Raw genomic sequence first — 24,836 nt, forward strand, 5'->3', positions numbered from 1 at the left:
AACGTGGGTGCGCTACCACCCACGACGTCCAACAGGGCCCACGTTCTTGCGGATACTGCTCAGCCGGCGTGACGGACGGGGCAGCCGGGGGAGAAGGTGCCGAGCTGATCGACGTCGTATCCCTTGGGATAGCAACGGATCTGCTGCATGTCGCGGCCGTATTGCGGGGTGGTGCGCGGACGCGCGGCGAACCGGATGGCCAGGCCTCGGGCCTTGAGGCCGGTGCGGGCGAGGACGCGTTCGACGGCGGTCGGCTTGGGGTAGCGGAAGGCCTCGAGGAGGCGGTCGTCCATCAGGGCGAAGGACAGGCGGCGCACCAACCATGCGGGGAGCAGGCGGAACGGCATGAAGGTTGCGAGGAGGTCGAGGGTGGAGTCGGCGACCCTGCGGGAGTCGGCGGAGTAGGCGAAGTGGGCGAGTTCGTAGTCGTCGAGGAACTTCTCGAACTCCTCGTAGGTGGCCGGGATGTTCTTGATGGCCATGTGGTTGCCGAGTTTGCGGTAGTACTCGGTGAGGCCGTCGATCTCGTTGCGGCGCAACGGCCGCCATTCGTAGTCGGCGACCCAGCGGACCGGGCAGACGACGAAGGTGGCCAGGACGTAGAGCATGTCGTCGTTGGAGATGTCGTACATGCTGTGCATCTGGTTGATGCGGCGAATCGCGGAGCGGCCCTTGGGGTCTGCGAATCCGAACTCGACGGGGGTGTCGAGCAGCAGCACGGTGTCGTCGTAGCGTTTCTGGGTGCGTTCGGTGAATTCGCCTGTGTCGCACAGTAGATCGCCGATGGAGGGGACCGCGTAGGTGCGGAAGAGGGCGAAGCTCAGCGCCATCGTGATACCCCACGGATACTCCAGGGTGCCCAGTGCGCGGGCATACGCCTCGGGGTCGCCGGCGGGATCGGTGGCCGCCAGGTCGTTGCGCAGGCGGTAACGCTCGGCGCGGCGGTCGCTGATGCGATCCGCGATCGCGGATGCGACGGATGATGCGGTCGGCACGGTACTCCCTCGATGACTTCGGCTGACGTGTTTGAAACATATTATCAAATATGTGTCTTCGCGCTTGGGTCGAAGGGCCCTACCTGTCCGGAGGGTGGGGGAGGTCGGACGATGAGGACGCGGTCAGGCGAACGGCGGCACGTCGTCGACCTTCGTGGACACCCGTCCCGCCGACCGCCACGCGCGGGCGACGAGGTCGGTGTCCTCGGGCGTGATCAGGTTGCCCATCACGCGCACGACCAGCGACATCAGTCGCTGGGAGCGGATGCCGGGGCGCCCGAGAATGGGCACGGTCTGCGGCATGGTGAGCAGTCCGGCGAGGCGTCGGGCGGCGGAGAACGCGAGCCCGTAATGCTCGACGAGGGTCGCGTGCCAGGCGTCGGTGTGATCGCCGGCGCCGAGTCGGGCGACGGCCAACCGCGCGGTCTCGAGGCCGTAGTCGATGCCCTCGCCGTTGAGCGGGTTCACGCACGCCGCGGCGTCGCCGATGAGCATCCAGTTGCGACCCGCCACCCCACTGACCGCACCGCCCATCGGCAGCAGTGCCGACGCGATCCGGACGGGGTCGCCGGCGATCTGCCACTCGTCGCCGACCATCCGCGCGTAATGCTCGAGCACCGGCCGAAGTGCCATGTGCGCCGGTCGTTTTGACGTCGCCAACGCTCCGACGCCGATGTTGAGCAGGCCGTGACCCTTTGGCCGGGCAACCGCGGTCATCGGGCCGGAGTCGACCGCGCCGAGGGGGAACACCCAGCCGTAGCCGGGCAGCAGGGTGTCGTCGGGTCCACGCAACTCCAGGTGCGAACCCATCAGCGTGGCGTCGGCGCGCGTCGACGGGACGTACGCGCGGGCGGCGACGCCGTAGGCGGTGTCGCGGTGCCACTGCCGGCCGAGGAGTTTGCCGAGGCCGGAACGCACGCCGTCGGCGACGATCACCTCCCGCGCCCGGATGGTGTGCGGGCCGTCGGCGGTGGCGAAGGCGACCGCACTGAGGCGATCACCGTCCATCTCCACGTCGACGGCCTTGGCGCCGGAGACCATCCGCGCGCCACGGGCCACGGCGAGCTCCCGGATCGCGTCGTCGAGTTCGAGTCGCGCCACCGCACTGCCGTAGCCGGGGAAGCGCCCGGACGGCCACGGCACGTACACGGCCCGACCCCAGCCGTGCAGTTCCAGGCCGTTGAGGCGGGGGCGGTCGGCGAGCAGTCCGTCGAGTCCGAGGGTGGCCATCTCGGCGACCGCGCGTGGGGTGAGGCCGTCGCCGCAGGTCTTGTCGCGCGGGAACACCGCCGCGTCGGCGAGCACCACGTCGAAACCGGCCGCCGCGGCGTGCGCGGCCGCGGCCGAGCCTGCCGGGCCGGCGCCGACGACGAGCACGTCGGCGGTGTCGGGACGGTCGGTCGGCGGCTGCGCGGTGCTCACCCGACCAGTATGTCGGCGCGCGCCGCGGTGACGTGTGTCGGGCGTCGTCGGTGGCTACGGATAGGCTGGCGGCAGACAGTGCGGCCTGCGCGGTGGTGCGGGCCGTCCCGGCACCTTCTCGAGATGGAGTGGCGCAGCACGTGAAGTCGACATTCACCGGCGTGGACCTGGGGTCCGACGAGTTCGCCGAGACCGTGCGGTCGTCGCTGGCGCGGGTCGAGGACCTGCTGCTGTCCGAGCTGGCCTCCGGCGATGACGTGATGACCGAGGCGGCGACGCACCTCGCCCGCGCCGGCGGCAAACGCTTCCGGCCCATGTTCGCGATCCTCGCCGCGCAGTTCGGGGCGCGTCCGGATGCCGACGAGGTGATCACCTCGGCCACCGTCGTCGAGATGATCCACCTCGCCACGCTCTATCACGACGACGTGATGGACGAGGCACCGATGCGGCGCGGCGCGCAGAGCGCCAACGCCCGCTGGACCAACAGCATCGCGATCCTCTCCGGCGATTTCCTGTTCGCGCGGGCGTCGCGGCTGGTGTCGACGCTGGGCCCGGACGCGGTGCGGATCATCGCCGAGACCTTCGCCGAGCTGGTCACCGGTCAGATGCGTGAGACCGTCGGCGCGGGTGAGGGCGTGGACCCGATCGATCACTACCTGAAGGTGGTGTGGGAGAAGACCGGGTCGCTGATCGCGGCGGCGGCACGATTCGGTGCGATGGCCGCGGATGCGACGTCGGAGGACATCGAACGCCTCTCCCGCATCGGTGACATCATCGGAACGGCGTTCCAGGTCTCCGACGACATCATCGACATCAGCTCTGTCACAACAGATTCCGGTAAGACCCCGGGCACCGACCTGCGTGAGGGGGTGCACACCCTGCCGGTGCTGTATGCCCTGCAGGGCGACGACGCGGCCTCGGATCGATTGCGGGAACTGCTCCTCGTCGACGGTGCGGCCCGGCCGCTGACCGACGACGCCGAGGTGGCCGAGGCACTGGATCTGCTCAACGCATCTGGTGGGATGGTGGCGGCCAAGGACAAGCTGCGCGCCTACGCCGACGAGGCGAATGCCGAACTGGCGCAACTGCCGACCGGGCCGGCGCATCGGGCGTTGAGTTCGCTGGTGGACTACACGATTGAACGCACCGGCTGAGGTCGGCGGTCCCCGGCCGCGGCCCAGTTGGGTGATCGCGGGATGGGCGGTCGTCGCGGTGGCCGGACCCGCGGTGGCGCTGGGCGTCGTCTACCTGCTGGCGGCGATGTGGTCGGCGTGTGATGTCGGCGTCAACGCCGCGGCCAACAGCGGTGGGCTGCTGTTCTTCGATCTGCCGTTCCTGCTGATCGTGCTGGCCGTCGCCATGCTGCCGTCGTATGCGCTGGTGTCGCGGCGGAGCGTGGCAGGCGCGTTGGCGTTGGCGTGTGGTCTTGCCGTGGCCGTCGCGTGGGTCTACGTCGCCTGGCGACACAATCCGGGCGGCGACTACCCGGCACCGATCTGCCCGCCGGACAACGTGCCGGGGTGGTGGCCGGGGTGGATACCGATCTGACGCGGGCCGCGGAGGCCACGATCGATCAACCGCGTCAGGGCATCTCGTCGTAGGCAGGTGGCCAGGCCGCGAGGCGGTCGCGCACCGCGTACGCCGCCTCCTCGTACTGCGTGGCGTCGAAGAGGAACGGCCCGAACTTCGAGTGATCGATGTCGCGGCGTTGACCAGAGAAAGACCAGGACACGGCGGTCTCCGACATGGTGACCCGGGCGAACAGGGGGCCGCACCCAACCTCCCCGCACGAGCACCCGAGCAATGCGGCAACGTGGGGTTCGGGCCACTGGCCTGGTGTCCGGCCGAGAAGATACTCGGCCATGTCGCCGTAGTTGAAGTGTCGCGGGATCAAGCCGGCATAGTCGCCGGCGAACTCGTTCCCGAGGTTGCGCTCGTAATCGGCGACGATGCCGATCAGGCTGACGCCATCGACGTGGGGCGTCAGGACGGCGATCGGGGAGTCGTCGACACCTCGGGTGGGCCAGCTGGACAACTCGAAGGTGACCTGGTTCACCGGGATGGGAGTGCGCGTCATCGGGGCTCGAGTGTAGCGAGTGAAATCCGCCTTCGACGCGGCGAGGAAACCTAACCGACCCTTGGATCGTTTGACAGACTGGACACTCCACATCGGTTGTGGCCAGAACGAACGAGGATTTGATGCATTTCAACGGATTGAAAACGGCGGCCCTGCTGGGTCTGATGTCGGCGATCATCGTCGGAATCGGTGCTGCGTTCCGGAATCCGACGGTGCTGTGGGGGTCGGTGATCCTGGCCGTCGCGGTCAACGCCTACGTGTACTTCAACAGCGCCAAGATGTCGTTGAAGGCGATGCACGCACAGCCGGTGACCGAGGTGGAGGCGCCGGTGCTCTATCGGATCGTGCGCGAATTGGCCACGCAGGCACGCCAACCCATGCCCGCGCTGTACATCAGCCCGACCGAGTCACCGAATGCCTTTGCGACGGGCCGTAATCCGAAGAACGCCGCGGTGTGCTGCACCGCCGGGATTCTGCGCCTGCTCGACGAGCGGGAGTTGCGCGCGGTGCTCGGGCACGAACTGTCGCATGTCTACAACCGCGACATCCTGATCAGTTCGATCGCCGGTGCGATGGCCGCGATCATCAGCGGTCTGGCGAACTTCGCGTTGTTCTTCGGCGGTAACCGCGAGAACGGCGCGAATCCGCTTGTGCTGCTGCTGATCACCTTCCTCGGGCCGATCGCGGCGACGCTGGTGAAGCTGGCCGTGTCACGGTCGCGGGAGTACCAGGCCGATCAGTCGGGAGCCCAACTGACCGGCGACCCGTTGGCGTTGGCGTCGGCGTTGGCGAAGATCTCCGGCGGCATCCAGGCGGCGCCGCTGCCGCCGCAGCCCGACATCGTCGCGCAGAGTCACGCGATGATCGAGAGCCCGTTCCGGGCCACCGACCGGATGGCGAAGATGTTCTCTACACATCCGCCGACCGCCGAGCGCATCGCCCGGCTTCAGGAGATGGCGCGGCGAGGCCCGCATTCGGGGAGGTAGCCGACTCGTCGGTGAGGCCGTCGGGACGGCGATCGTCGTCGTCGAGCCGGATCGCGCTGTTTGCGTTTCCGGGCGGGCGTGCAGGCCTTGGGCTGGGGATCGCGTAAGTGATGCGTGATGAGTGATGCACTACTCTGAGTGCGTGAGGACCACATTGGATATCGACCCGCGTGTACTTGCGGCTGCCCGAGCGCGAGTCAACGAAGGGCAGAACAAGAGCATCGGTGAGGCGGTCTCCGAACTCGCCATCGCGGGCATGTCCACCACCCAGTCGGCGTCGACCGACAAGAGTGGGCTGGTCCTGCTGCCGGCGGCGACTGGACACGTTGTGACCGATGAGATGGTGGCCCAAGCGATGCTTGATGAGTGACCTCGATCTGCCCGACGTCAATGTCTTGGTCGCGCTCGTGCACCCCGGCCACATTCATCACGACGCAGCTCAGGACTGGTTCAGGTCGGTAGCGAGGTTTGCGACGACGCCGATCACCGAGGCGGGCCTACTCCGGATGGCACTGAACAAGGTCGTGATGGGCCGAGCGGTCGAGGCCGAGGCCGCGATCGAGACGCTGCGCTCCATTCGCGAGCATGAACGTGCTGTGTTCCTGCCCGACGACTCGTCGCTCGCGCAGGCCGCCGTCGACTTGAGCGGTCTCGCAGGATTTCGCCAGGTCACAGATCTGCACCTGGTCAATCTGGCGGCTCGCCACTCCGGTCGCCTGATCACCTTCGACGCGAAGATCGCGCGCGTTCTCACGCCGTCCGACCAGCAGGCGGTGCTGACGCTCGTCTGATGAAGTGAGGACGCGTGGCGGCAGGCGTTACCGGTAGTTGACGAACTGCAGGGCGATGCCGAAGTCCTCACCCTTGAGCAGGGCGATGACGGCCTGCAGGTCGTCACGCTTCTTGGACGAGACGCGCAGTTCCTCGCCCTGGATCTGCGCCTTGACGCCCTTGGGGCCCTCGTCGCGGATCTTCTTGGAGATCTTCTTGGCGTGCTCGGAGTCGATGCCCTGCACGAGCTTGCCGGTGATCTTGTACTGCTTGCCCGACGCGACGGGTTCGCCGGCGTCGAAGGCCTTCAGCGAGATGTCACGCCGGATCAGCTTCTCCTTGAACACCTCGAGGCCGGCCTGTACGCGCTCCTCGGCGTCGGAGGTCAGCACGATGCCCTCCTCGCCGGACCACTCGATGCCGGTGTTGGTGCCCCGGAAGTCGTAGCGCTGCGAGAGTTCCTTGGCGGCCTGGTTGAGTGCGTTGTCGACCTCTTGGCGGTCGACCTTGCTCACCACGTCAAACGATGAATCAGCCATACCTGTCAGCCTATCGGGTCCGACCCTCGGGCTCTGACGGTTGTGCCGACCGGGCCGATGTGGACCCGACACCGGCGCGTCGGCGTCGCCGGGCCCTCTGTGGAAAGCGTCCTGAGCTGCTGGTTTGCGCTGACCGGGAGGGTTCGTTGTATTCTTCACGACGTTGTTCACGCGGTCGTCACGGTCGCGGAGACAGCACACGGCAGATTGCCCGAGCGGCCAATGGGAGCGGACTGTAAATCCGTCGCGAAAGCTACGCAGGTTCGAATCCTGCATCTGCCACAACGAGGAGATCGTCGTCCGCGACGTGCCATCCAATTGCCTGGACGCAGGCGATTTGGTGCGCCGCCGGATCGGTGTGTAATCTCGTTAAGGCTCTCGAGCCGCCCCGGACCACCTGGTACGGAGCGGAACGGGTACGCCCCCTTAGCTCAGTCGGCAGAGCGTTTCCATGGTAAGGAAAAGGTCGACGGTTCGATTCCGTCAGGGGGCTCGCTGGACTTGGACGCCCGTACGGGTTTTCAGGCCGCCAAGGCGGTGTAGCTCAGCTGGTTAGAGCGCACGACTCATAATCGTGAGGTCGAGGGATCGAGTCCCTCCACCGCTACACAACACGCAGCGCCCGCGGCGGCCCGGGGACACGGGGGCGCGAGCGCCAACAACGCACCACCCCCGTGAAAGAAGGACAACCGTGGCTTCCTCAACCGATGTGCGGCCCAAGATCACCTTGGCCTGCGAGGTGTGCAAGCACCGCAACTACATCACCAAGAAGAACCGTCGCAACGATCCCGATCGCCTCGAGATCAAGAAGTTCTGCCCGAACTGCGGCACGCACCAGGCACACAAAGAATCGCGCTGACCTCGTCGTCGGCGATTCCGACATAAGTTTTCACAGACTGCGGGCCGCCTCGATGAGGCGGCCCGCAAGTCTTTGTGGACGCCTCAGCGGCCCCACCCGATGTGACCCATGCCCGGTCGGTCCACATCGTCGTCCATATCGTCTAAGCCACACCGGGAGCGGCGAGTAAGGAGCCCACATCCCATGTCACAGAGCACCGAGGAACGGACGACGGCGTTGACCACCGACGGCGGCAAGCTCTCTCCCGAGGAGATCGCCGAGCACACCAAGTCGCTGGTCGGCTTCAACTACACCGTCGAGGACTACTACGAGATCGGTCGCGAGGAGGTCCGCAAGCACGCCTTCGCCGTGCAGGACACCCACCCGGTGCACTGGGATGAGGCCGAGGCGAAGCAGATGGGGCATGACACCCTGGTCGCCGCGCCGACCTACGTGTCGGTGCTGGGCATCATCGCCCAGCGCAAGCTCTTCGAGGACGTCATCACCGGTTATGACCTGTGGCAGATCATGCAGACCGATCAGCGTCTCATCTACCACCGTCCGATGAAGGTCGGCGACCGCCTGATCTGTGATGTGTCGCTGGACTCGTTCCGGCACGTCACCAGCCCGGAGATGATCGACCTGATGGTCACCAAGAACGTCATCTGGAATCAGCACGACGAGCCGGTGATGACCACCTACACGTCGCTGGCCGCGCGCCCGGGCATGGAGATCGATCCGCGGCTCGCCGAGTCGCTGGACCACGTGATGATGAAGGTTCCGCCGCCGGCGCAGGTTGCGCGGACCGTCGAACCCGAGCCCGGCCGGTACGAGCTGCCCGATCCGACGGAACGTCCCGGCGCGTACGCGGCCGTCGACTTCGACACGCTGACCGTCGGGCAGGAACTGCCGGCCAAGCGTTTCCTGCTGACCCGCGGCAACCTCACCAACTATGCCGGTGTGGCCGGCGATCCCAACCCGATCCACTTCTCCGATCACCTGGTCAAGGCGTCGGGGATGGAGGACGTCGTCGCCCACGGGATGCAGACGATGGGGCTGGGTGCAAGCTTCATCTCCGAATTCATCGGCGATCCGGCCGCGTTCTGCGAGTACAACGTGCGTTTCACCAGCCCGGTGTATGTGCCCGCCGACGACAGTGCGGCCGTCGACTTCACCGGCAAGATCAAGTCGCTGGACCCCGACACCCGGCGCGGCACCATCGCCATCGTCGGCAAGCAGGGCGACCGCAAGATCTTCGGACGTGCGCAGGCGGTTGTTCAGTTCAACTGACGTAGGCGCCGTCGCCGGTGAGGTGAGCGCTGTCAACGTTGGATAGGGCGCTGTCAACGACCGCGGGAGCGCCGTCAGCGAGTCCGGGGGTTGCGGGCCTCCGGGCTTGCCCATTTCTAGACATTGCGCCGAGTCATTTTCGGCAAAAGCCCAGGTCGCTGGTCGGGCTCTACTTCGAGAATGTCTAGAAATGGGCAACAGGTCCGGGCGGTGCCGCGGCTCGTGCCCACTCGACGGGAAAGGGCGCCCACTCGACGGGAAAGGGCGCCCACTCGACGGAAAAGCGCCCACTCGACGGGATGTCGCCGGGGCCGATCTCGCCGCGGTCGCGTGCCCACTCGATGATCACGCGTGAGAGCTCCTCGGCCCGGGTCTTGAGGACGGTGAGTGCGTCCGATTCGGGTTCGGCGGCGGCACGGCCAGGATGCCGAGAATGACCCACTCCAACGCCGCATAGCAGTCGTCGATCGCGGAGGGATACGCCCGACTGATCTTCGGTAAGCCATCTACTCCGGTCGATCGGTAACCGACACCGAAGTGCTGTCGGGCCCAATGCTGTCGGGGACAGGTGTGTCCGGGCCCGGGCTCCCCATCGTGCGGCGACGACACCCCACGGATCGGCGTATTTTCCCGGCCATCCCCGATAGGGCGAGCGTAGGCGCAGGGCCAGATTGGCCAGCGGTGCGAGGACACGTAACAGAGGGCGACGCCGTCCGCTATACGCACGGGCCTGCGCGAGCGACTCGTCGAAAGTGATCCGCTGATAGTCGAGCACCTGTTGCGCGCGCGTGGTGTCCATCCAGTCGGTGGCAAACCACTCGGCGTCCTGTGCGGGGTCACCGGGCCGTGCGGGGGGCATCCCGCCGACCATTCCGACGGCCGCGGCGGTGCGTTCGGCGAGTTCCTCCTGGCGAAGCCGGTGTGAGGGATCGCCCCCGACGAGATAGACCTCCCGGGACCGATCGGTGGTCAACGCACTTGCAAATGCCCGGGCGACGTCGCCGACGGCGACCGATTGCAGTCTGCCGTCACCGGGCAGCGCAGCGGCAAATGCGATCAGATCCGGATTGAGGTCGAATGTCTGGCCGGCCGAGATCACCCCGCCGAGGCGCAGAATCACCCAGTCCAGCGCCGAGGCCGTCAGGATGTCCTCGGCCTCGCATTTGTGGCCGCCGTACAGATCATTGGGTCGACGCGGGGTGCTCTCGTTCAGAAGGTCGTTCTGCGAGTGCGGATTTCGAGAACCGTAAACCGCGATCGACGACGCCAGCGCGAAACGCGGTGACGCCTGGCTCGCCAAGCAGGCGTCGACGAGGTGTCGTGTCGCGTCGACGTTGACCGCCCGCGCCAGCTGCGGACGCGCATAACAGAACGGCGGGATCAGCGCCGCAAGGTGGACCACTGCCTCTGGCTGTGTCGTGGCGACCAGTTGTGACGACGCTGACGCAGTGGTCAGATCGCACCAGCGAACATCGAGCGAACCGCTGGTCGTCGCTGCATGTACCTGCAGCGACGCGACCACCCTGTGGTTGTCTTTGACGTCGAGATCTGTTGCGGTGACACTGTTCCCGCGATCGAGCAACTCCCGAACGACCGCGGATCCGACGAGACCGCAAGCCCCGGTGACCAACGTCTTCATGGTCCCAACCCACTATCCCAGCGAGATGCCGAGTTTGTCGGCCATCACGCGAACCATGTGCTGGACCCCGACCTCGTTACGGCCGATCAGCATGTGGTCGTGTTGGCCACGCCGGACACCCTCCCCACATTGGGGGAGCATGGCGAAATCCTCGTCACGGACGGCGGAATGCACCTGGGAGAAGATCCCGTCGTACAGTTCGCGTTGCTCGTCGGTGGTCGCCGGGTAGCGAGCCATCCAACTGTGGCGCACCGTGCAGCGGGTGGCTGACTTCTCCGGCAGGATGTCGATCACCTCGACGCCGACGGGGCTGTTGGCGAGGATCAGGTTCGGATAGACCCAGTAGATGATGCCCATCTGCGCAACCGGGTCCCAGTTGTCGGCAGGTTCGGTGCCCTCGAGCTGTCCGATCCAGTTGAACGGGAAACCGATCCGGTGATGGTCACCGAACTCGTCGTAGACATGGGTGTTGGCGAGGGTGTTCATGCCGATGAGACTGTTGCCGTGCACGAACGGGAAATGATATCCCTCGGCGAACGCCTCGAGCGCACCCTTCCAGCTGACGTCCGAAGTCAGTAACCTCTCGTCGTGGTAGCGGAAATCTTGGTAATTCCATTGTGCGAGTTCAGCTCCCATCGGTCCGAGATGTGAGTCGAGGTCGATGGTGGCGTCGGCCGACAGCACCGCCCAGATGAATCCGTGGCGTTCCTCGCTGGGCAATTCGACGAGACCGTAGTCGTCCCGGTTCATCGAGTCGAATCCCGCAGCGCCCGGTACGCCCTTCAATCGCCCCGTGTTGTCATAGACCCACGCGTGGTACGGGCAGGTGAACCGGCGTGCATTTCCCGAACCGCACGCAGGCATCGCACCGCGGTGGCGGCAGTAGTTCAGCAGCACGTGCGCGGTACCCGAGCGGGAGCGGGTGATCAGCAGCGAATCGCCGATCACCGAGCGGACGACGTAATCGAACTTGTCGGGGATCTGTGCACTGGCGAGGACTGGGATCGGCACCCGACGCAGGATCGTCGATTCTTCGCGGTCGGTCAGAGAGTCGTCGCGGTAGTAGTCGAGCGGCACGCGCAATGTGTCGGCGGCCATGTCGGTGGTTTGCGTCGATGCGAGTTCGAGGGCGCGACGGGTGAGGTCCCAGCCGAGCGGCGTGGGCTCGGTGGCGAGTCCCTCGGGTGATGTGGTGGTCATCGGGCTGCTGACCTCCTCGTTGTCATGGGTATCGAAGGTGTGGTGCGCAATAGGCGCGCGGCAAATGTGATCGCGGCCATGCGGTAGACCATACACTGTCTCGGGGAAGTGTCTAGTCATTTTGGGGCTTGAGTGACATAGCCTGTCGATGACGCCACTTGAGAGGGTGACCTATGCGAACGCACGGCTGGTCCGGCGCCGCGCCGAACGATGACGAGGAAGCGGTCGAGCGGATCCTGACGGCAGCGATGGAGATGATGGACGAGCGGGAACTGGTCAACATCCTCCAGATCTCGCGCCGACTGGGAGTGACGCGCCAAACCGTGTATCGCTACTTCGACTCGAGCGGGGCGATCCTGCAGGCGGCCGCCGAGCGCAGTACCTCCGGGTTCCTCCGCGAACTCTCCGCGGCGATGGACGGGGTGACCGATCCCGCCGACGCGGTGGTCGAGGGCATTGCGGTGACTCTCGAATTGCTGCGCAGCAACCAGAGATTCGCACTGTTGTTTGGGCGGGAGGAGTCGTCGCGATTCCTCGCAGAGGTCACCTCGCCGGGAGCAATTGCACTGGGTAGGTCGATCATCGGCGAGTTCGACGTCGACTGGGCGACTGCCGGCTGGTCCGACGGCGACCTGGATGAACTGGTCGAGCACATGCTCCGGATGTTGCAGACCCTGATCGCCGACCCCGGGCATCCGCCGCGTCACGGTGGCGACCTCAGGGCGTACCTGCGCCGCTGGGTGGCGCCGAGCGTCGCAGCACCGCAACGTAATCCGATCCCGGAATGTAGCCGGTGAGGCCGGTGTGCGGGCCGGGTCCCCGCGACGGAAACGGCTCAGGCACACCTGCACACTCGGTCGCCGTTGTGCACCCGGACCGGCCGCGCGTCGATTGGGCTGAGTTCGAACGGTTCGCGATCGCCGAAATAGTTGCAGCGGTGGCGAAGTGGACTTCCTCGAATGCGACTCGGGTACCGCGGCGCGCTGCCCTCTTCGACTTCCACGTCCGCGACATGCTCATCCTGTTCCCGTCGGTTGCCATCGACGACGAGCCCGCCAGGCATCCGGACTGGTGTCCCGAAGAATGGTCGTGGCAACACGATCCGGGACGTGACGCCGATGCGTGGGCCGGTCGGGTCACCGCGAGTATCGGTTCCGGTGGCGGGCGGTGGGAAGGGGTCGTCGAACGGTACTTCGCCGCACTGGTGACCGCGAGCCACGAGGCGGCGCGCTACCTGCGGGCGATGGAGGCGGTCAGTCCCGACTTCCTCATCGTGGTCCTCAACGGAGACGACGAGCAGATCGTGCGGAGTGTTCCGCCCGAGAGGCTCGTGCAGGAGTTTCCCGCCATCGCAGCCAGACGGTTGGAGAACGCCCGGCTGGCGGCACTGTCGCCGGCTGCTCGAACCGACGAGCTGATGAGGGCGATCGCCGAGCCGCAGTCCTCGCCACTGATCCGCGCGGATGCCATCGGCCTGCTGATGGAGTGCGGACCGGCTGCGGTGGCTGCGGTGGCCGCGCGGATCTGTGACGTTGTGCCGGCGGACGGCCTGGACTGGTGTGCGGTCCTCGACGCGTTGAGCGCGATACCCGACGATGTCGCCGCGCAGCTACGGGACGTCGTGGGCACCACCGGCCGACCCGAGGCCTACCGCGCGAGGGTGGCGTCGTCGATGGGATGGCTCGGGCGCCTCGGCGAGATTGTCGACCTGATGTCAGATATGTCCGACGAGGTGGTCCTGTCGGTGCTGTCGCGGCGATACCTCGCCGATCACCTCAACGGTGGGCTCGAATACGCCTCGCTCGAACGGGTATTGGCGAGCCGACCGCATCTCGATCACGTTCTTGCGACACAACTGTCACCGTCGAGGATGTTCGCGATCGGCGAAGGCGAAGTCGGGGTAGCGATGGCGGGTCTGTCCTCGCGATGGGTTTTCGTCCGCCGTCACGCGGCGACCGTGCTACTCACCGTGCACGTCTGAGCGCTGTCGCGGGACGAGCATGGCTCCGATCAGGCAGGTGATCCCGAAACAGGCCACCGTTACCCACGGCCAGAACGTGACGTGGACGGAATCGGTGTCGACGTCCGCCGACCGCCGCAACTGAAGTGGTGGGTGTGGAACACCGAACTGTCGACGTCGCACCCGGCGTTGGGAGTGGTTCCCTACCTCAACATCACGGTCTTCACCCTCGTGGATCCACGAATGCGGGGCCGGGGCCTGTCGTTCGATCCCGTACTCGGGACCGGACGGTGAAGGCCGCACATCCGATGACCACGCAACCACCGACTGTGAGCGCCGGGGTCAGCTGCTCCCCGAGAAGGACGACGGCCCAGATCACGCTGAGGACCGGCTGCACGAGCTGGATCTGACTGACCGTGGTCATCGGGCCGATCGCCAGTCCGCGATACCAGGCGAAGAAGCCGAGGAACATGCTGATCCCCGCGAGATACAGGAACGCACCCCATTGTCCGGGCGTCGCATGCACCGGGCGGGTACCCAGCGCAACCGTTGTGGCGGCGAGCATTACCGGCGACGCGAGAATCAGGGCCCAGCAGATCGTCTGCCACGAGCCGATCTCGCGGGACATCCGACCGCCTTGGGCGTAGCCCAGTGCGCCGAGCGCGACCGCCGCCACCAGGTACACGTCGCTGACGCCGCCTCCGCCCAGCGATCCGTGTGCCACCACGGTGAACCCGACGGTCGCGATCACACCCAACGTCGCACCGAGCCAGAACCTCGGTGTCGGGCGCTCGTGGGTGAGCAGGACGGCGACCACCGCTGTCGCCGCGGGCAGCAGACCGATGACGACGGCCGCATGTCCCGCAGTGGTCTGCCGCATGGCGAGGGACGTCAGGATCGGGAAGCCGGCGACCACACCCACCGACACCGGGACCAGCCGTAACCACTGCCCGGGCGACGGGACAGGGACACGGCGAACGAGGAGGACGACGGCGGCGAGAGTTGCGGCGATGACGGCTCGTCCGCAGCCGATGACGATCGGGTCGAGGCCGGCGCCCGCGTCGCCACCGACGGCTATCCGCGTGAACGGGAGGGTGAACGAGAATGCGACCACGCCCAGCAGTCCCCAGGCGAGGCCGTGGGTGGTGGTCGGACCCTGGCGGGAAAGCGGTGGGCGTGACGGCGCGATAGCGCTACTATTAACATTCATGTCTGACGATAGCAGTGACCGGATCGTTCGTCACCTGCGTTCCCTGGCGGCCTCCGCGACGCCGGGAACGCGGCTGCCCTCCACCCGCGAGATCGCCGCGCAGTTCGGTGCCGGCCCGGTCACCGTGCAGCGTGCGCTGGCGATCCTCGTCGCCGACGGCGTCGTCGACACCCGCCCTGGTCTGGGCACCTTTGTCCGCGCGCGGCCGGCGGCCGGCCGGGGTGCGGATGTCGCGTGGCAGACCGCGGCACTCGGGCCGCGGCGCTCGGGTGCCTCGCCGGTGGGGTCGACTTTGCGGCAGGTGCCGCACGACACCATCGCGATGCATTCGGGCTATCCGGATGCGTCACTGCTACCGAGGCGCGAGGTGGCCGCCGCACTCGGACGTGCGGCTCGTCGGGAGGAGAGCTACCGCCGACCGCCCGTTGCCGGACTGCCGGAACTACGTGCCTGGTTCGCCGGCGAGGTGAGCGAGGCGGGGTCCGACGGTGGATCGGCGTGGCACGAGTCCGAGGTGATGATCGCCTCCGGTGGTCAGGCGGCGCTGGCTGCGAGCTTTCGGGCGCTCGCCGCGCCGGGCGAGCCGATCGTGATGGAATCACCCACCTACTGGGGTGCGATCGGCGCGGCCCGGCAGGCGGGACTGGTGATCGTTCCGGTGCCACGCGTCGACGGCGCACCCACCGCAACCGACCTCGACGCGGCGTTCGCGTCGTCGGGGGCGCGGCTGTTCTACGCCCAACCCAATTACGCCAATCCGACCGGCGATCAGTGGACCGGCGCCCAGCGTGCCGAGATCCTCGACGTCGTCGCCGCGCATCGGGCCTTCGTGATCGACGACGACTGGGCCCACGACTTCGGCATCGATCGGCCCGCACGTCCGCTGGCCAGTGCCGACGTCCACGGACATGTGGTGTACATCCGGTCGCTGACCAAGTCGATGTCGCTGACCATGCGGGTGGCGGCGGTGATGGCCCGCGGTCCGGCCCGGCTGCGGATCGAGCAGGCCCTGGCGCATTCGGATCTGTTCGTGTCGCCGATCCTGCAGGCCGCGGCGCTCGACGTCGTCAGCAGGCCGGCGTGGCGTCGGCACGTCAAGGCGCTGTCGCGTGGACTCGGCGAGCGACGCGACGCGCTCGTCGGGGCACTGCGGTCGGCCGGATTCGACGTCACCCCGCCCGGCGGTGGGCTGCATCTGTGGGTGCGGCTCGAGGGTGCTCGCGGCCTCGACGACGTGCCGGACCCCGACGTCGTCGCCGCGCGGGCGCTGGCCGCGGGCCTGGCGATCTCGTCGGGTGGGGAGTGGTTCCCGGCCGAACCAAACGGCTCCTTCGTGCGGCTGACCTATGGGGCCACCGGGGTAGAACGCTACGACGAGGCGGTGCGGATTCTCGTCGAGAGCCGGTGAGCGGGCGGCCACGCCGGGCTGCGCCGAGGGCGTTTTGGGTTCGACGTCGCCGATGTTCTACACTGAAGTGTCTCGATTGACTTTGACTTGCGCGCTACCCGTAGGGTGGCGCGTTGGTTTTGTCGGCAAGCGTTCGCACCGGGGTGACCGGTCGAAGGCTGAGGGAGATCCGTAGGGTGGATCGAGACGGTGACCATCGACGCTCGGAGAGTTACTCCCCGGACGACGACCGTCACAAAGGGGCGTAGCTCAACTGGCAGAGCAGCGGTCTCCAAAACCGCAGGTTGCAGGTTCAAGTCCTGTCGCCCCTGCCCTGGAGAGGGCATACGTAGACGAGAGGAACCTCGAAGGTGAGCAAGCGAGATCGAGCCGCCCGCGCCAAGGATGCCGCGGAGGAGACCGCCGACACGGCGGCCGACGAGCTCGATGTGGCCGATGCCGCCGCCGAGGATTCCGACGACACGAGCGCTGAGAAGAAGACCTCGCTGACCAAGGACGCGGAGGCCGAGAAGGATCTCCGGCCGACGGGTAAGCGGTCGGGGCGTCGTCGTTCTGCGTCTGCCACCGACAGCTCCGACGACGACACCGATTCCGCTGGCGGAACCGCGGTCGCCGTCAAGGAACGCAAGAAGAAGGCGTCTCCTGCGGAGAGCCGCAATCCGATCGTTCGGATCTGGGTCTTTCTGCAGCAGGTCGTCTCCGAACTGAAGAAGGTCATCTGGCCGACGCGACGCGAGATGATCACCTACACCGTGGTCGTCCTGGTCTTCGTCATCGTGATGACCGCCTTCATCTTCGGTATCGACCTCGCCTTCGCGAAGGGCGTCCTCTGGCTGTTCGGCTAGCGACTCACCACAGGTGAGTTCGCCGGTCGGTCGGAGGGTGCCAACCGGAACGGTCCGAGTGGCCGACCCGGGAAGGTCCCAGCGATGACGGCCGACCCGAACACATGAAAGAGGAGCGTGGGCTGCAGTGAGCACCCCGGACAACACCGAAACGACTGAGTTCGACGCCGCTGACGTCGTCGTCGATGAGGCTGTTGACGACGTCGTCGTCGATGACGCTGTTGACGACGCTGTCGTCGATGAGGCTGTCGACGAGACCGACGAGCCGGGCGTCGACGCGCAGGCCGAGGCCGCCGAGGACGAGCTGGCTGCCGTCGAGGGTGGCGAGGCCGCCGTCGAAGCTGCCGACGAGGCCGCGGACGCTCCCGCCGACGAGCCCGAAGAAGAGGTCGACCCCGCCGAGGAACTGCGCAAGCAACTGCGTCGCGCGCCGGGCGAGTGGTACGTCGTCCACAGCTACGCCGGCTACGAGAACAAGGTCAAGGCCAACCTCGAGACCCGCGTGCAGAACCTCGACGTCGGCGACTACATCTTCCAGGTCGAGGTCCCGACCGAAGAGGTCACCGAGATCAAGAACGGCCAGCCCAAGAAGGTCAACCGCAAGGTGCTGCCCGGCTACATCCTGGTGCGCATGGACCTCAACGACGAGTCGTGGGGCGCGGTGCGCAACACCCCGGGCGTCACCGGCTTCGTCGGAATGACCTCCAAGCCGTCGCCGTTGAGCCTCAACGAGGTGCTGCAGTTCCTGCTGCCGCGCACCGAGGCCAAGAAGACTCCGGCCAAGGCGGCGTCGGCCGGCGAGAGTGTCGAGGCGGCAGCCGCTGCGGTCACCTCGACCATCGAGGTCGACTTCGAGGTCGGCGAATCGGTCACCGTCATGGACGGCCCGTTCGCCACGCTGCCCGCGTCGATCTCGGAGGTCAACGCCGAGCAGCGCAAGGTGAAGGTGCTCGTCTCGATCTTCGGTCGCGAGACCCCGGTCGAGCTCGGGTTCAATCAGGTCGAGAAGATCTGACCCTTCGAGGCTCGCTTCGCTCGCACCTCAGGGAACGGGCAGAACGTTCGGAGAACGACATAAGAACTTCCACGCCTCCAGCGGACGTGGATTTGCAAGGAACAGAACAAGGAACTAGAGATGCCTCCCAAGAAGAAGAAGCTCGCCGGGATCATCAAGCTCCAGATCCAGGCAGGCGCCGCCAACCCGGCCCCGCCCGTGGGTCCGGCGCTTGGTCAGCACGGCGTGAACATCATGGAGTTCTGCAAGGCGTACAACGCCGCGACCGAGTCGCAGCGTGGCAACGTCGTGCCGGTCGAGATCTTCGTGTACGAAGATCGCTCCTTCGACTTCAAGTTGAAGACCCCGCCGGCCGCGAAGCTCCTCCTCAAGGCCGCAGGCCTGCAGAAGGGCTCCGGCGAGCCGCACGTCAAGAAGGTCGGCAAGGTCTCGATGGACCAGGTCCGCGAGATCGCCAAGACCAAGGCCGAAGACCTCAATGCCAATGACATCGACCAGGCCGCGAAGATCATCGCCGGTACTGCTCGGTCCATGGGCATCACCGTCGAAGGCTGAGATCTCGATACGCCCTCGGCTGGCGCCTCGGGCTACTCGATCAGCGGAAACAATCCCCGTGGGAGGGCCGGCTCGGTCCGCACCACACACCCGTCGTGACGACGGAGAAAGAACAGAGCAATGAGCAAGAAGAGCAAGGCCTACACGGCAGCAGCCGAGAAGGTCGACAAGTCCAAGCTCTACAGCCCGCTGGAGGCTGCTGAGCTGGCCAAGGACACCTCGTCGAAGAACACCGACGCGACCGTCGAGGTTGCGATCCGGCTGGGCGTCGACCCCCGCAAGGCGGACCAGATGGTTCGAGGCACCGTCAATCTGCCCCACGGGACCGGTAAGACCGCCCGCGTGATCGTGTTCGCCGTCGGCGACAAGGCCGCCGAGGCCACCGCCGCCGGAGCCGACGAGGTCGGCGCCGAGGATCTCATCGAGAAGATCCAGGGCGGCTGGCTGGACTTCGACGCCGCGATCGCCACCCCGGATCAGATGGCCAAGGTCGGCCGCATCGCGCGTGTCCTCGGACCGCGTGGCCTGATGCCGAACCCGAAGACCGGCACCGTGACCCCGGATGTCACCAAGGCCGTCAACGACATCAAGGGCGGTAAGATCAACTTCCGCGTCGACAAGGCAGCCAACCTGCACTTCGTCATCGGCAAGGCATCGTTCGACGCCACCAAGCTGGCGGAGAACTACGGCGCCGCGTTCGACGAGATCATGCGTGCCAAGCCGTCGGCTGCCAAGGGTCGCTACATCAAGAAGATCACCGTCTCGACCACCACCGGCCCGGGCATCCCGGTCGACCCGGCGGTCACCCGGAACTTCGCCGAGGCTCCGCAGGCCTGATCTGCGTAGTCGCTTGTAGCGCAACAGCTTCGATGCCCCCGATCACCAATGGTGGTCGGGGGCTTCGGTGTTGGTGGGGGTGTCATATCGCATCGCATCGCCGATGATGCTGGGGGAAGCCGATATAACCGGGATGAATACGCCTACTCGCGACAATTATTGACGTGAGTCGGCTGAGCGGTCCCGGTTATATCTGGTTGGTGGCGGTGTGAGCGTCGGCGTAGAGGCCGGCGCCGTTGGCTGTGTCGTAGAGGCGGGGGCGGGTGCGGTCGACGAGGGCTTCGATGCCGTGCATCTGTGCGGCGTAGCGCGTCGCATCACCGATCATGCTGCGGGAGCCGATATAACCGGGATGAATACGCCTGCTCGCGACAATTATTGACGTGAGTCGGCTGAGCGGTCCCGGTTATATGTGGTAGGTCGGGGTAGGCGACGAATTACTCGGCGACGCATCGCTGTGCGAACGCGATGATCTCGCCGGCGACGTCGTCGCGGATCTCGGGTTCGTTGTGCACCTCGTGGCGGAAACCGGTGTAGACACGGGTGCGCACGTCGGGGTGGCCGGTGCCGATGAGGCGGTTGGCGACGTGATAGGCGCCTTCGCCGTAGTTGGTCACCGGGTCGGCGTCGCCGGCGAGGATCAGCACCGGCAGGTCGGGGCGAGCGCCGGCGTAGAAGCCGTCGCCGTTGGCGGTGTCGTAGAGGTCGACGAAGCCGCGGATGAAACGCACCGACATCGGGGCGCCGAAATTGTTGAACGGATCGGTGGCGTGATCGCGGACGACGTCGGCGTTGCGGGCAACCCAATCGGTCGGACCCGGATTCTCGCCGTAGCGGGAGACGAAACCGTCGAACAGCGCGCCGAGATACGCCTCGCCGACCGGGGATTCCGGATCCGGTTCGGCGGCAAGGGCGGTGCGGTCGACGAGGCTCTCGATGCCGTGCATCTGCGCGGCGATGCCGCACAGGATGAGGCCGGCGACGCCGTCACTGCCGCCGGCGACGAGGCCTCGGGCGATCATCGAACCCCACGAGTGTCCGAAGATGACATACGGCAGGTCGGGGAACTGCTCGCGGACCCGGGCGGCGAGGGTGCGTTCGTCGGCGAGGACCACCTCGTCGGCGTTGTCGCCGGCGTCGCCCCAGATGCCGGTGGTCATCGCGGTCTTGCCGTGGCCGGCGTGATCGTCGGCGGCCAACACGAAGCCGGCGTCGAGGAGCTTGGTGATCAGCGGCAGGTAGCGCCGCGAATGCTCACCGAGGCCGTGGATGAGATGGATGATCCCGACCGGTGGGCGCACCGGCACGTAGATCCAGCCGAAGATGGTGTCGCGCCCGTTGTGTGAGGTGAACTCGACCTCGTGAAGTGACATCGTTGTCCTCTCCCAGCGCGCCGCGGATGCGACGGTTGGGGCAAGGCTAACAGCGACGCCCGGGGTGCCGGGAGCGGTTGACGCATCACACCGTCTCGGGTTGCGCCTCCACCTGCTTGATCGGTCCGGTGAACCACTTCTTCACCGACACATGCCAATACACGTACAGCAGGATCAATGCGCCGCCGACGAGCAGCGGGGTGTAGTTGACGTACTTCCAGGCGAAACCCGGATCCCAGGGCATGCCGCCGAGGGAGGTCGGGAACAGGGCGATGATCGAGGTGAGTGCGATCTCGATCAGGGCCAGCGGGGCGATCCACTTGTACTTGGAACCCAGAGTCCAGGAACCGGCCTCGAAGTCGTCACCGGCCTTCCAACGGAAGAAGATCGGCACCGCGAAGCACAGGTAGAGACCGACGACGCCGATCGAGACGACCGCGAAGAAGGCCACCGGCACGGGTGCCCCGTTGATGTCGACGGGGACGAGGGCGGGCAGCGTGATGATGGCCGCGACGGCCGCGGTGATCATGACGGCGTTGGCGGGCATGCCGTTGGCGCGCACCTGCGACCACAGTTTGTGGCCGGGAACGGCGCCATCGCGGCTGAACGCGAACATCATTCGCGACGCGCTGGTCTGGCAGGCGGCGGTGCAGAACAACTGCCCGGCGGTCGAGATCAGCAGCACCAGTCCGGCCCACTTGGAGCTCAGTGCCTGGCTGAAGATGGTGGCGACCGCACCGCCCGACGCCGATACGGCGTCGGAATCCTGTACGGCGAAAAGGAAACTCAGCAACAGAATCCAGCCGCCGATGGCCGAGTAGGCGATGGACCGCCAGATGCCCTTGGCGGCGGCTCCGGCGGCACCCTTGGTCTCCTCGGAGAGATGCGCGGACGCGTCGTAGCCGGTGATCGTGTACTGGGTGAGGATCGCCGAGATCGGCAGCACGTACAGGATGAACCCGGCGGGGGAGGTCTCGCTACCGAAGATCCCGGAATTGTTGATGGTCTTGGCGAACACGTCGGAGAACGACGCGTGCTGATCGGGGATGAGGAAGAGGATGAGAATGACTGCGGCAGCACCGATCACGTGCCACCAGACGGAGATGTTGTTGATCGCCGACAGCAGGTGCCCGGAGAAGATGTTGATCAGGGCGGCGACGGCCAGGATGATCAGGAAGATGATGAACACCCGGGTCAGGCTGTAGCCGTCGAGCCAGGACTGGCTGAAGGTGCCGAGGGTGAGATCGAGGAAGGTGGCTGCGCCGTAGGCCACTGATGCGAGGATGGCGACGAGGCCGATCAGGTTCAGCCAGCCGGTGTAGAAGCCTGCCTTGGCGCCACCCAGTTTCGAGGCCCACCAATAGATTCCACCCGACGTCGGGTATGCCGACACCAGCTCGGCCATGCAGAGGCCGATGAGCAGGATGAAGATCGACACGATCGGCCAGCCCCAGGCGATGGCGGCCGGGCCGCCGTTGTTCCAGCCGAGCCCGAACGAGGTGAAGCAGCCCGCGAGGATCGAGATGATGGAGAAGGAGATCGCGAAGTTGGAGAAGCCCGACCATGATCGGTGGAGTTCCTGGGTGTAGCCGAGGCGGGCGAGGTGGGCCTCGTCGTCGGAGTATTGTTCGTGGCCCTCGGGCATGACGTGTCCTTCGCGTTCTTCGGTGGTTCGGCGAGCGACACTGCTCTGTCCGAAACATAGACCGCGTTGACCCCGGGTGCTGGGTGGTGTCCGATGTGCCGGGTATGCGCGGTCGCGGCGGCACGGTTGTCCCGGCCCTCCTGTCAGGTGCCTGTGGCTTCGAACCCTTTGGTGGTCCGGCAGGAGTGCCGGGCGTAATCGCCGACCGGACTTTATCGATCGATGTGAAGGTGGTTGTTGGTGGTGCGTCGCTTACGGATGATGATGTGTGTCGGAGCATCTACGGTGGTGGCCGCGCCGTTCGCGGTGGCGGTCCCGGCCGACGCGGCGACGACGTACGCCAACTGTGCCGCTCTCAACGCCGACTACCCACATGGAGTCGGCAAGGCCGGTGCGGTCGACTCGACGTCGGGCACACCGGTCACGAACTTCACCGTCAACGACGACGTCTACAAGGCGAACACGGCCCGCGACCGTGACAAGGACGGGATCGCCTGCGAGAAGCATTGAGCTGAGCGCTGTCAGTGGTGTGGTGAGCGCTGTCAACGCAGGAGAGAGCGCTGTCAACGCAGGAGAGAGCGCTGTCAACGTGGGGGAGAGCGCTGTCAACGTGGGGGAGAGCGCTGTCAATGTGGGGGAGAGCGCGGTCAACGTGGGAGAGAGCGCTGTCAGTGGTGACGAGGGCGCGATCAGCGCAGGGCCGCGGCGAGTTCGTCGACGTGCTCGACGAGCTCGGCGCCGTCGCGGGCACTGACGAAGGCGTCGCAGTACTCGATGTAATCGGCCAGGGCACAGCCGGTTTGGTTCCAGTAGCGCCGCGGTTCCGGGGTGATCCAGGCGATGCGGTGCACGCGGCGGGACAGCTCGGCGAACTGGTCGACGCGTGGGTCGAAGCCGTTGCTGCGGGCATCTCCGGCGACCACCACCGAGGTGCGGGGACCGATGAGATCGCCGTATCGGGCCAACAGATGCGTCAGCATGGTGCCGTAGTCGCTGGTGGCGGCGAGGTCGAGGCCGTCGGCGGCGAGGACCGACGTGAGCGCGGACTCGCCGTCGCTGCGTCGAAGCTCGTCGGTGACGCGGATCGGGTCGTCGACGAAGGCGATCACCTCGCAGCGGTCGCCGTGCCGATGCAGTGTCTGCGCGAGGCGGAGCAGGAAGCCGGCGACCGGCCGCACCGATAGTGACACGTCGACCAGCAGCAGCAGCCGGACCGGGCCGGGCCGGGTGGTGCGGCGCCAGAGTTCCAAGGGCACACCGTCGGTGGCGACGGCCGAACGCATGGTGCGACGCATGTCGAGGCCACCCCGATCGGTGTGGCGGACGGTGCGCAGGGGGGCGCCGCGCATCCGCTGGATGAGGCGATGGCAGGCGCGGTCGATGTCGGCCTGATCGGAGGTGACGGGGCGGTCGTCGGAATCGTCGGGATCGGTGGCGGCCGCCTCGCCCAGGCGCTGTGAGAGCGCTTCCACGAATGCCTCGAGGGCGCGCTCCAACTCGGCGCGCTCGCGGTCGTCGAGGCCCTCGGCGCCGTCGGTGCCGTAGGCGCGCCGGGCGTCGTAGGCGTCGAGCGCCGCGAGAATGGCTGCGGCACCATCGATTCCGAGAGGGGTGCCGTGGACGCGGGTGGCGGTGCCGACGAGTTCGCCGACGGTCGAGGAGTCGGCCTCGTCGACGTCGATGGTGAAGGTGACGCCGCCGGGCACCGACCCGGAGTTCTGGTCGACGCCGAGTTCCTCGGTTCCCGCCGACACGGTGAAGTCGTTCTCCTCACGGTGCGCGCTCTCACCGCGACGTTCGGCCGCGTCGGGGTCGTCGACCATCAGATCACCGATCTCGTCGGTGTGTTCGTCGGCGCCGATCCGTCGTGCGGCGCCGGTGAAATCCTCGTCCCACACGATGTCGTCGGGGAGGTCGGCGGCCGCGCCGCGGGGCCGGGGCAGTGGCTCATCGTCGTCGGGAATGTCTGCGCCGCCGAAGAAGACGTCGAAGGCGTACTCGAAACCCGCTGTCTCGTAGTCGTATTTGACGCTCACCGAACGCAGGCCGGCCCGCAACCGGTGTGGGTCGGCGCCGCCGATGATGCCGATGACCCGGCGGATCTCGATGACCTCCGCGGGGGAGACGTTCACCCCGAAGCGGCGCAGGACCCGGCCGAACAGGACGGCCAGGCGGTCGACGGTGTTCTCCCGCGTCGGCTCGAGGGATGAATGATGTTGTGGGGACGCCAT

26 protein-coding genes and 4 tRNA genes are annotated in these 24,836 nt (G+C 66.6%); 19 read left to right on the forward strand and 11 right to left on the reverse strand.

The genetic code is table 11. The features are described from left to right. Positions 1-59: 59 nt before the first annotated feature. Positions 60-995, reverse strand: coding sequence for an oxygenase MpaB family protein (locus ABLE94_RS01120; RefSeq protein ID WP_348807816.1), 936 nt, complete (start codon positions 993-995; stop codon positions 60-62). 123 nt (positions 996-1,118) lie between these two features. Continuing rightward, positions 1,119-2,417: an FAD-dependent monooxygenase gene (locus tag ABLE94_RS01125; RefSeq protein ID WP_348807817.1), complete on the reverse strand. Its 1,299-nt coding sequence runs from the start codon at positions 2,415-2,417 to the stop codon at positions 1,119-1,121. A gap of 140 nt (positions 2,418-2,557) precedes the next feature. On the opposite strand from ABLE94_RS01125, the gene ABLE94_RS01130 reads away from it, so the two are divergent. After that, positions 2,558-3,571: a polyprenyl synthetase family protein gene (locus tag ABLE94_RS01130; protein WP_348804963.1), complete on the forward strand. Its 1,014-nt coding sequence runs from the start codon at positions 2,558-2,560 to the stop codon at positions 3,569-3,571. Next, on the forward strand, positions 3,555-3,965 hold the full coding sequence (locus ABLE94_RS01135; RefSeq protein WP_348804962.1) for a hypothetical protein: 411 nt from the start codon (positions 3,555-3,557) through the stop codon (positions 3,963-3,965). The genes ABLE94_RS01130 and ABLE94_RS01135 overlap by 17 nt, the downstream gene beginning before the upstream one ends. Positions 3,966-3,999: 34 nt before the next feature. On the opposite strand, the gene ABLE94_RS01140 is transcribed toward ABLE94_RS01135, so the two are convergent. Next, complete coding sequence (locus ABLE94_RS01140; protein ID WP_348807818.1) at positions 4,000-4,494, reverse strand: hypothetical protein; 495 nt, start codon at positions 4,492-4,494, stop codon at positions 4,000-4,002. Between the two features lie 122 nt (positions 4,495-4,616). Between ABLE94_RS01140 and htpX the strand changes: the two genes are divergently transcribed. The 3 genes from htpX to ABLE94_RS01155 all read left to right on the forward strand — a co-directional run bounded on the left by htpX (position 4,617) and on the right by ABLE94_RS01155 (position 6,271). Further along, positions 4,617-5,480 carry a zinc metalloprotease HtpX gene (gene htpX / locus ABLE94_RS01145; protein ID WP_348807819.1) on the forward strand — a complete coding sequence of 288 codons (864 nt, stop codon included), beginning with the start codon at positions 4,617-4,619 and terminating at the stop codon, positions 5,478-5,480. 142 nt (positions 5,481-5,622) lie between these two features. Next, a complete protein-coding gene (locus ABLE94_RS01150; protein WP_348804959.1) occupies positions 5,623-5,850 on the forward strand; it encodes a hypothetical protein in 228 nt (75 codons plus the stop codon). Next, a complete protein-coding gene (locus ABLE94_RS01155; RefSeq protein WP_348804958.1) occupies positions 5,843-6,271 on the forward strand; it encodes a TA system VapC family ribonuclease toxin in 429 nt (142 codons plus the stop codon). The genes ABLE94_RS01150 and ABLE94_RS01155 overlap by 8 nt, the downstream gene beginning before the upstream one ends. 27 nt (positions 6,272-6,298) lie before the next feature. Here ABLE94_RS01155 and ABLE94_RS01160 read toward each other — a convergent pair whose 3' ends face one another. Continuing rightward, positions 6,299-6,790 carry a YajQ family cyclic di-GMP-binding protein gene (locus ABLE94_RS01160; protein WP_348804957.1) on the reverse strand — a complete coding sequence of 164 codons (492 nt, stop codon included), beginning with the start codon at positions 6,788-6,790 and terminating at the stop codon, positions 6,299-6,301. A 201-nt stretch (positions 6,791-6,991) separates the two neighbouring features. On the opposite strand from ABLE94_RS01160, the gene ABLE94_RS01165 reads away from it, so the two are divergent. The 5 genes from ABLE94_RS01165 to ABLE94_RS01185 all read left to right on the forward strand — a co-directional run bounded on the left by ABLE94_RS01165 (position 6,992) and on the right by ABLE94_RS01185 (position 8,918). Next, a tRNA-Tyr gene (locus ABLE94_RS01165) sits at positions 6,992-7,072 on the forward strand. A 138-nt stretch (positions 7,073-7,210) separates the two neighbouring features. Beyond that, positions 7,211-7,283: transfer RNA gene (locus ABLE94_RS01170), tRNA-Thr, on the forward strand. 40 nt (positions 7,284-7,323) lie between these two features. Next, positions 7,324-7,397: transfer RNA gene (locus tag ABLE94_RS01175), tRNA-Met, on the forward strand. An 84-nt stretch (positions 7,398-7,481) separates the two neighbouring features. After that, on the forward strand, positions 7,482-7,649 hold the full coding sequence (gene rpmG / locus ABLE94_RS01180) for a 50S ribosomal protein L33 (protein WP_005188102.1): 168 nt from the start codon (positions 7,482-7,484) through the stop codon (positions 7,647-7,649). 183 nt (positions 7,650-7,832) lie between these two features. Next, complete coding sequence (locus tag ABLE94_RS01185) at positions 7,833-8,918, forward strand: fused (3R)-hydroxyacyl-ACP dehydratase subunits HadA/HadB (protein ID WP_348807820.1); 1,086 nt, start codon at positions 7,833-7,835, stop codon at positions 8,916-8,918. Positions 8,919-9,102: 184 nt separating this feature from the next. Here ABLE94_RS01185 and ABLE94_RS01190 read toward each other — a convergent pair whose 3' ends face one another. Continuing rightward, positions 9,103-10,557, reverse strand: a complete 1,455-nt coding sequence (locus ABLE94_RS01190; protein WP_348807821.1) for an NAD-dependent epimerase/dehydratase family protein — start codon at positions 10,555-10,557, stop codon at positions 9,103-9,105. Positions 10,558-10,569: 12 nt separating this feature from the next. After that, on the reverse strand, positions 10,570-11,757 hold the full coding sequence (locus ABLE94_RS01195; RefSeq protein WP_348804953.1) for an aromatic ring-hydroxylating oxygenase subunit alpha: 1,188 nt from the start codon (positions 11,755-11,757) through the stop codon (positions 10,570-10,572). Positions 11,758-11,930: 173 nt separating this feature from the next. Here ABLE94_RS01195 and ABLE94_RS01200 point away from each other — a divergent pair, with 173 nt between their 5' ends. Continuing rightward, positions 11,931-12,554, forward strand: a complete 624-nt coding sequence (locus tag ABLE94_RS01200) for a TetR/AcrR family transcriptional regulator (RefSeq protein ID WP_348804952.1) — start codon at positions 11,931-11,933, stop codon at positions 12,552-12,554. Positions 12,555-12,694: 140 nt separating this feature from the next. Next, complete coding sequence (locus ABLE94_RS01205) at positions 12,695-13,738, forward strand: hypothetical protein (RefSeq protein WP_348807822.1); 1,044 nt, start codon at positions 12,695-12,697, stop codon at positions 13,736-13,738. 202 nt (positions 13,739-13,940) lie between these two features. On the opposite strand, the gene ABLE94_RS01210 is transcribed toward ABLE94_RS01205, so the two are convergent. After that, positions 13,941-14,927: a DMT family transporter gene (locus ABLE94_RS01210; RefSeq protein ID WP_348807823.1), complete on the reverse strand. Its 987-nt coding sequence runs from the start codon at positions 14,925-14,927 to the stop codon at positions 13,941-13,943. On the opposite strand from ABLE94_RS01210, the gene ABLE94_RS01215 reads away from it, so the two are divergent. The 6 genes from ABLE94_RS01215 (at position 14,926) to rplA (ending at position 19,587) form a co-directional block, all read left to right on the forward strand. Beyond that, complete coding sequence (locus ABLE94_RS01215; protein ID WP_348807824.1) at positions 14,926-16,335, forward strand: aminotransferase-like domain-containing protein; 1,410 nt, start codon at positions 14,926-14,928, stop codon at positions 16,333-16,335. The genes ABLE94_RS01210 and ABLE94_RS01215 overlap by 2 nt on opposite strands. Before the next feature lie 238 nt (positions 16,336-16,573). Further along, positions 16,574-16,646, forward strand: a tRNA-Trp gene (locus ABLE94_RS01220). A gap of 39 nt (positions 16,647-16,685) precedes the next feature. Continuing rightward, a complete protein-coding gene (gene secE / locus ABLE94_RS01225) occupies positions 16,686-17,180 on the forward strand; it encodes a preprotein translocase subunit SecE (RefSeq protein WP_348804948.1) in 495 nt (164 codons plus the stop codon). Between the two features lie 127 nt (positions 17,181-17,307). Further along, complete coding sequence (gene nusG, locus ABLE94_RS01230) at positions 17,308-18,195, forward strand: transcription termination/antitermination protein NusG (protein ID WP_348807825.1); 888 nt, start codon at positions 17,308-17,310, stop codon at positions 18,193-18,195. Positions 18,196-18,315: 120 nt separating this feature from the next. After that, positions 18,316-18,750 carry a 50S ribosomal protein L11 gene (rplK, locus tag ABLE94_RS01235; protein ID WP_240860087.1) on the forward strand — a complete coding sequence of 145 codons (435 nt, stop codon included), beginning with the start codon at positions 18,316-18,318 and terminating at the stop codon, positions 18,748-18,750. Positions 18,751-18,870: 120 nt separating this feature from the next. Continuing rightward, complete coding sequence (rplA, locus tag ABLE94_RS01240) at positions 18,871-19,587, forward strand: 50S ribosomal protein L1 (protein ID WP_348804946.1); 717 nt, start codon at positions 18,871-18,873, stop codon at positions 19,585-19,587. Between the two features lie 187 nt (positions 19,588-19,774). On the opposite strand, the gene ABLE94_RS01245 is transcribed toward rplA, so the two are convergent. The 3 genes from ABLE94_RS01245 to ABLE94_RS01255 all read right to left on the reverse strand — a co-directional run bounded on the left by ABLE94_RS01245 (position 19,775) and on the right by ABLE94_RS01255 (position 22,605). Further along, positions 19,775-19,915 (reverse strand): hypothetical protein, encoded by a 141-nt coding sequence (locus ABLE94_RS01245; protein ID WP_348804945.1) that lies wholly within the window; start codon positions 19,913-19,915, stop codon positions 19,775-19,777. Positions 19,916-20,024: 109 nt separating this feature from the next. Then, positions 20,025-20,960: an alpha/beta fold hydrolase gene (locus tag ABLE94_RS01250; RefSeq protein WP_348807826.1), complete on the reverse strand. Its 936-nt coding sequence runs from the start codon at positions 20,958-20,960 to the stop codon at positions 20,025-20,027. 85 nt (positions 20,961-21,045) lie between these two features. Further along, a complete protein-coding gene (locus ABLE94_RS01255; protein WP_348804943.1) occupies positions 21,046-22,605 on the reverse strand; it encodes an amino acid permease in 1,560 nt (519 codons plus the stop codon). Positions 22,606-22,863: 258 nt separating this feature from the next. Between ABLE94_RS01255 and ABLE94_RS01260 the strand changes: the two genes are divergently transcribed. After that, positions 22,864-23,115: an excalibur calcium-binding domain-containing protein gene (locus ABLE94_RS01260; protein ID WP_348805119.1), complete on the forward strand. Its 252-nt coding sequence runs from the start codon at positions 22,864-22,866 to the stop codon at positions 23,113-23,115. Positions 23,116-23,294: 179 nt separating this feature from the next. Here the strand turns inward: ABLE94_RS01260 and madC are convergent, their stop codons facing one another. Further along, positions 23,295-24,836: a MadC family VWA domain-containing protein gene (madC, locus tag ABLE94_RS01265; protein ID WP_348807827.1), complete on the reverse strand. Its 1,542-nt coding sequence runs from the start codon at positions 24,834-24,836 to the stop codon at positions 23,295-23,297.

The organism is Gordonia sp. VNK1, from assembly GCF_040049135.1.
In the GTDB taxonomy this organism is placed as follows: domain Bacteria; phylum Actinomycetota; class Actinomycetes; order Mycobacteriales; family Mycobacteriaceae; genus Gordonia; species Gordonia oleivorans.

What these genes read in the sequence shown, in the direction of transcription:
- ABLE94_RS01155 (WP_348804958.1), top strand. Translation starts at nt 5,843, where the DNA reads ATGAGTGACCTCGATCTGCCCGACGTCAATGTCTTGGTCGCGCTCGTG.
- ABLE94_RS01185 (WP_348807820.1), top strand. Translation starts at nt 7,833, where the DNA reads ATGTCACAGAGCACCGAGGAACGGACGACGGCGTTGACCACCGACGGC.
- ABLE94_RS01140 (WP_348807818.1), bottom strand. Translation starts at nt 4,494, where the DNA reads ATGACGCGCACTCCCATCCCGGTGAACCAGGTCACCTTCGAGTTGTCC.
- rplA (WP_348804946.1), top strand. Translation starts at nt 18,871, where the DNA reads ATGAGCAAGAAGAGCAAGGCCTACACGGCAGCAGCCGAGAAGGTCGAC.
- ABLE94_RS01200 (WP_348804952.1), top strand. Translation starts at nt 11,931, where the DNA reads ATGCGAACGCACGGCTGGTCCGGCGCCGCGCCGAACGATGACGAGGAA.
- rplK (WP_240860087.1), top strand. Translation starts at nt 18,316, where the DNA reads ATGCCTCCCAAGAAGAAGAAGCTCGCCGGGATCATCAAGCTCCAGATC.
- ABLE94_RS01245 (WP_348804945.1), bottom strand. Translation starts at nt 19,915, where the DNA reads ATGATCGGTGATGCGACGCGCTACGCCGCACAGATGCACGGCATCGAA.
- ABLE94_RS01190 (WP_348807821.1), bottom strand. Translation starts at nt 10,557, where the DNA reads ATGAAGACGTTGGTCACCGGGGCTTGCGGTCTCGTCGGATCCGCGGTC.
- ABLE94_RS01250 (WP_348807826.1), bottom strand. Translation starts at nt 20,960, where the DNA reads ATGTCACTTCACGAGGTCGAGTTCACCTCACACAACGGGCGCGACACC.
- ABLE94_RS01195 (WP_348804953.1), bottom strand. Translation starts at nt 11,757, where the DNA reads ATGACCACCACATCACCCGAGGGACTCGCCACCGAGCCCACGCCGCTC.
- ABLE94_RS01260 (WP_348805119.1), top strand. Translation starts at nt 22,864, where the DNA reads ATGATGATGTGTGTCGGAGCATCTACGGTGGTGGCCGCGCCGTTCGCG.
- htpX (WP_348807819.1), top strand. Translation starts at nt 4,617, where the DNA reads ATGCATTTCAACGGATTGAAAACGGCGGCCCTGCTGGGTCTGATGTCG.
- ABLE94_RS01215 (WP_348807824.1), top strand. Translation starts at nt 14,926, where the DNA reads ATGTCTGACGATAGCAGTGACCGGATCGTTCGTCACCTGCGTTCCCTG.
- ABLE94_RS01210 (WP_348807823.1), bottom strand. Translation starts at nt 14,927, where the DNA reads ATGAATGTTAATAGTAGCGCTATCGCGCCGTCACGCCCACCGCTTTCC.
- ABLE94_RS01160 (WP_348804957.1), bottom strand. Translation starts at nt 6,790, where the DNA reads ATGGCTGATTCATCGTTTGACGTGGTGAGCAAGGTCGACCGCCAAGAG.
- madC (WP_348807827.1), bottom strand. Translation starts at nt 24,836, where the DNA reads ATGGCGTCCCCACAACATCATTCATCCCTCGAGCCGACGCGGGAGAAC.
- ABLE94_RS01255 (WP_348804943.1), bottom strand. Translation starts at nt 22,605, where the DNA reads ATGCCCGAGGGCCACGAACAATACTCCGACGACGAGGCCCACCTCGCC.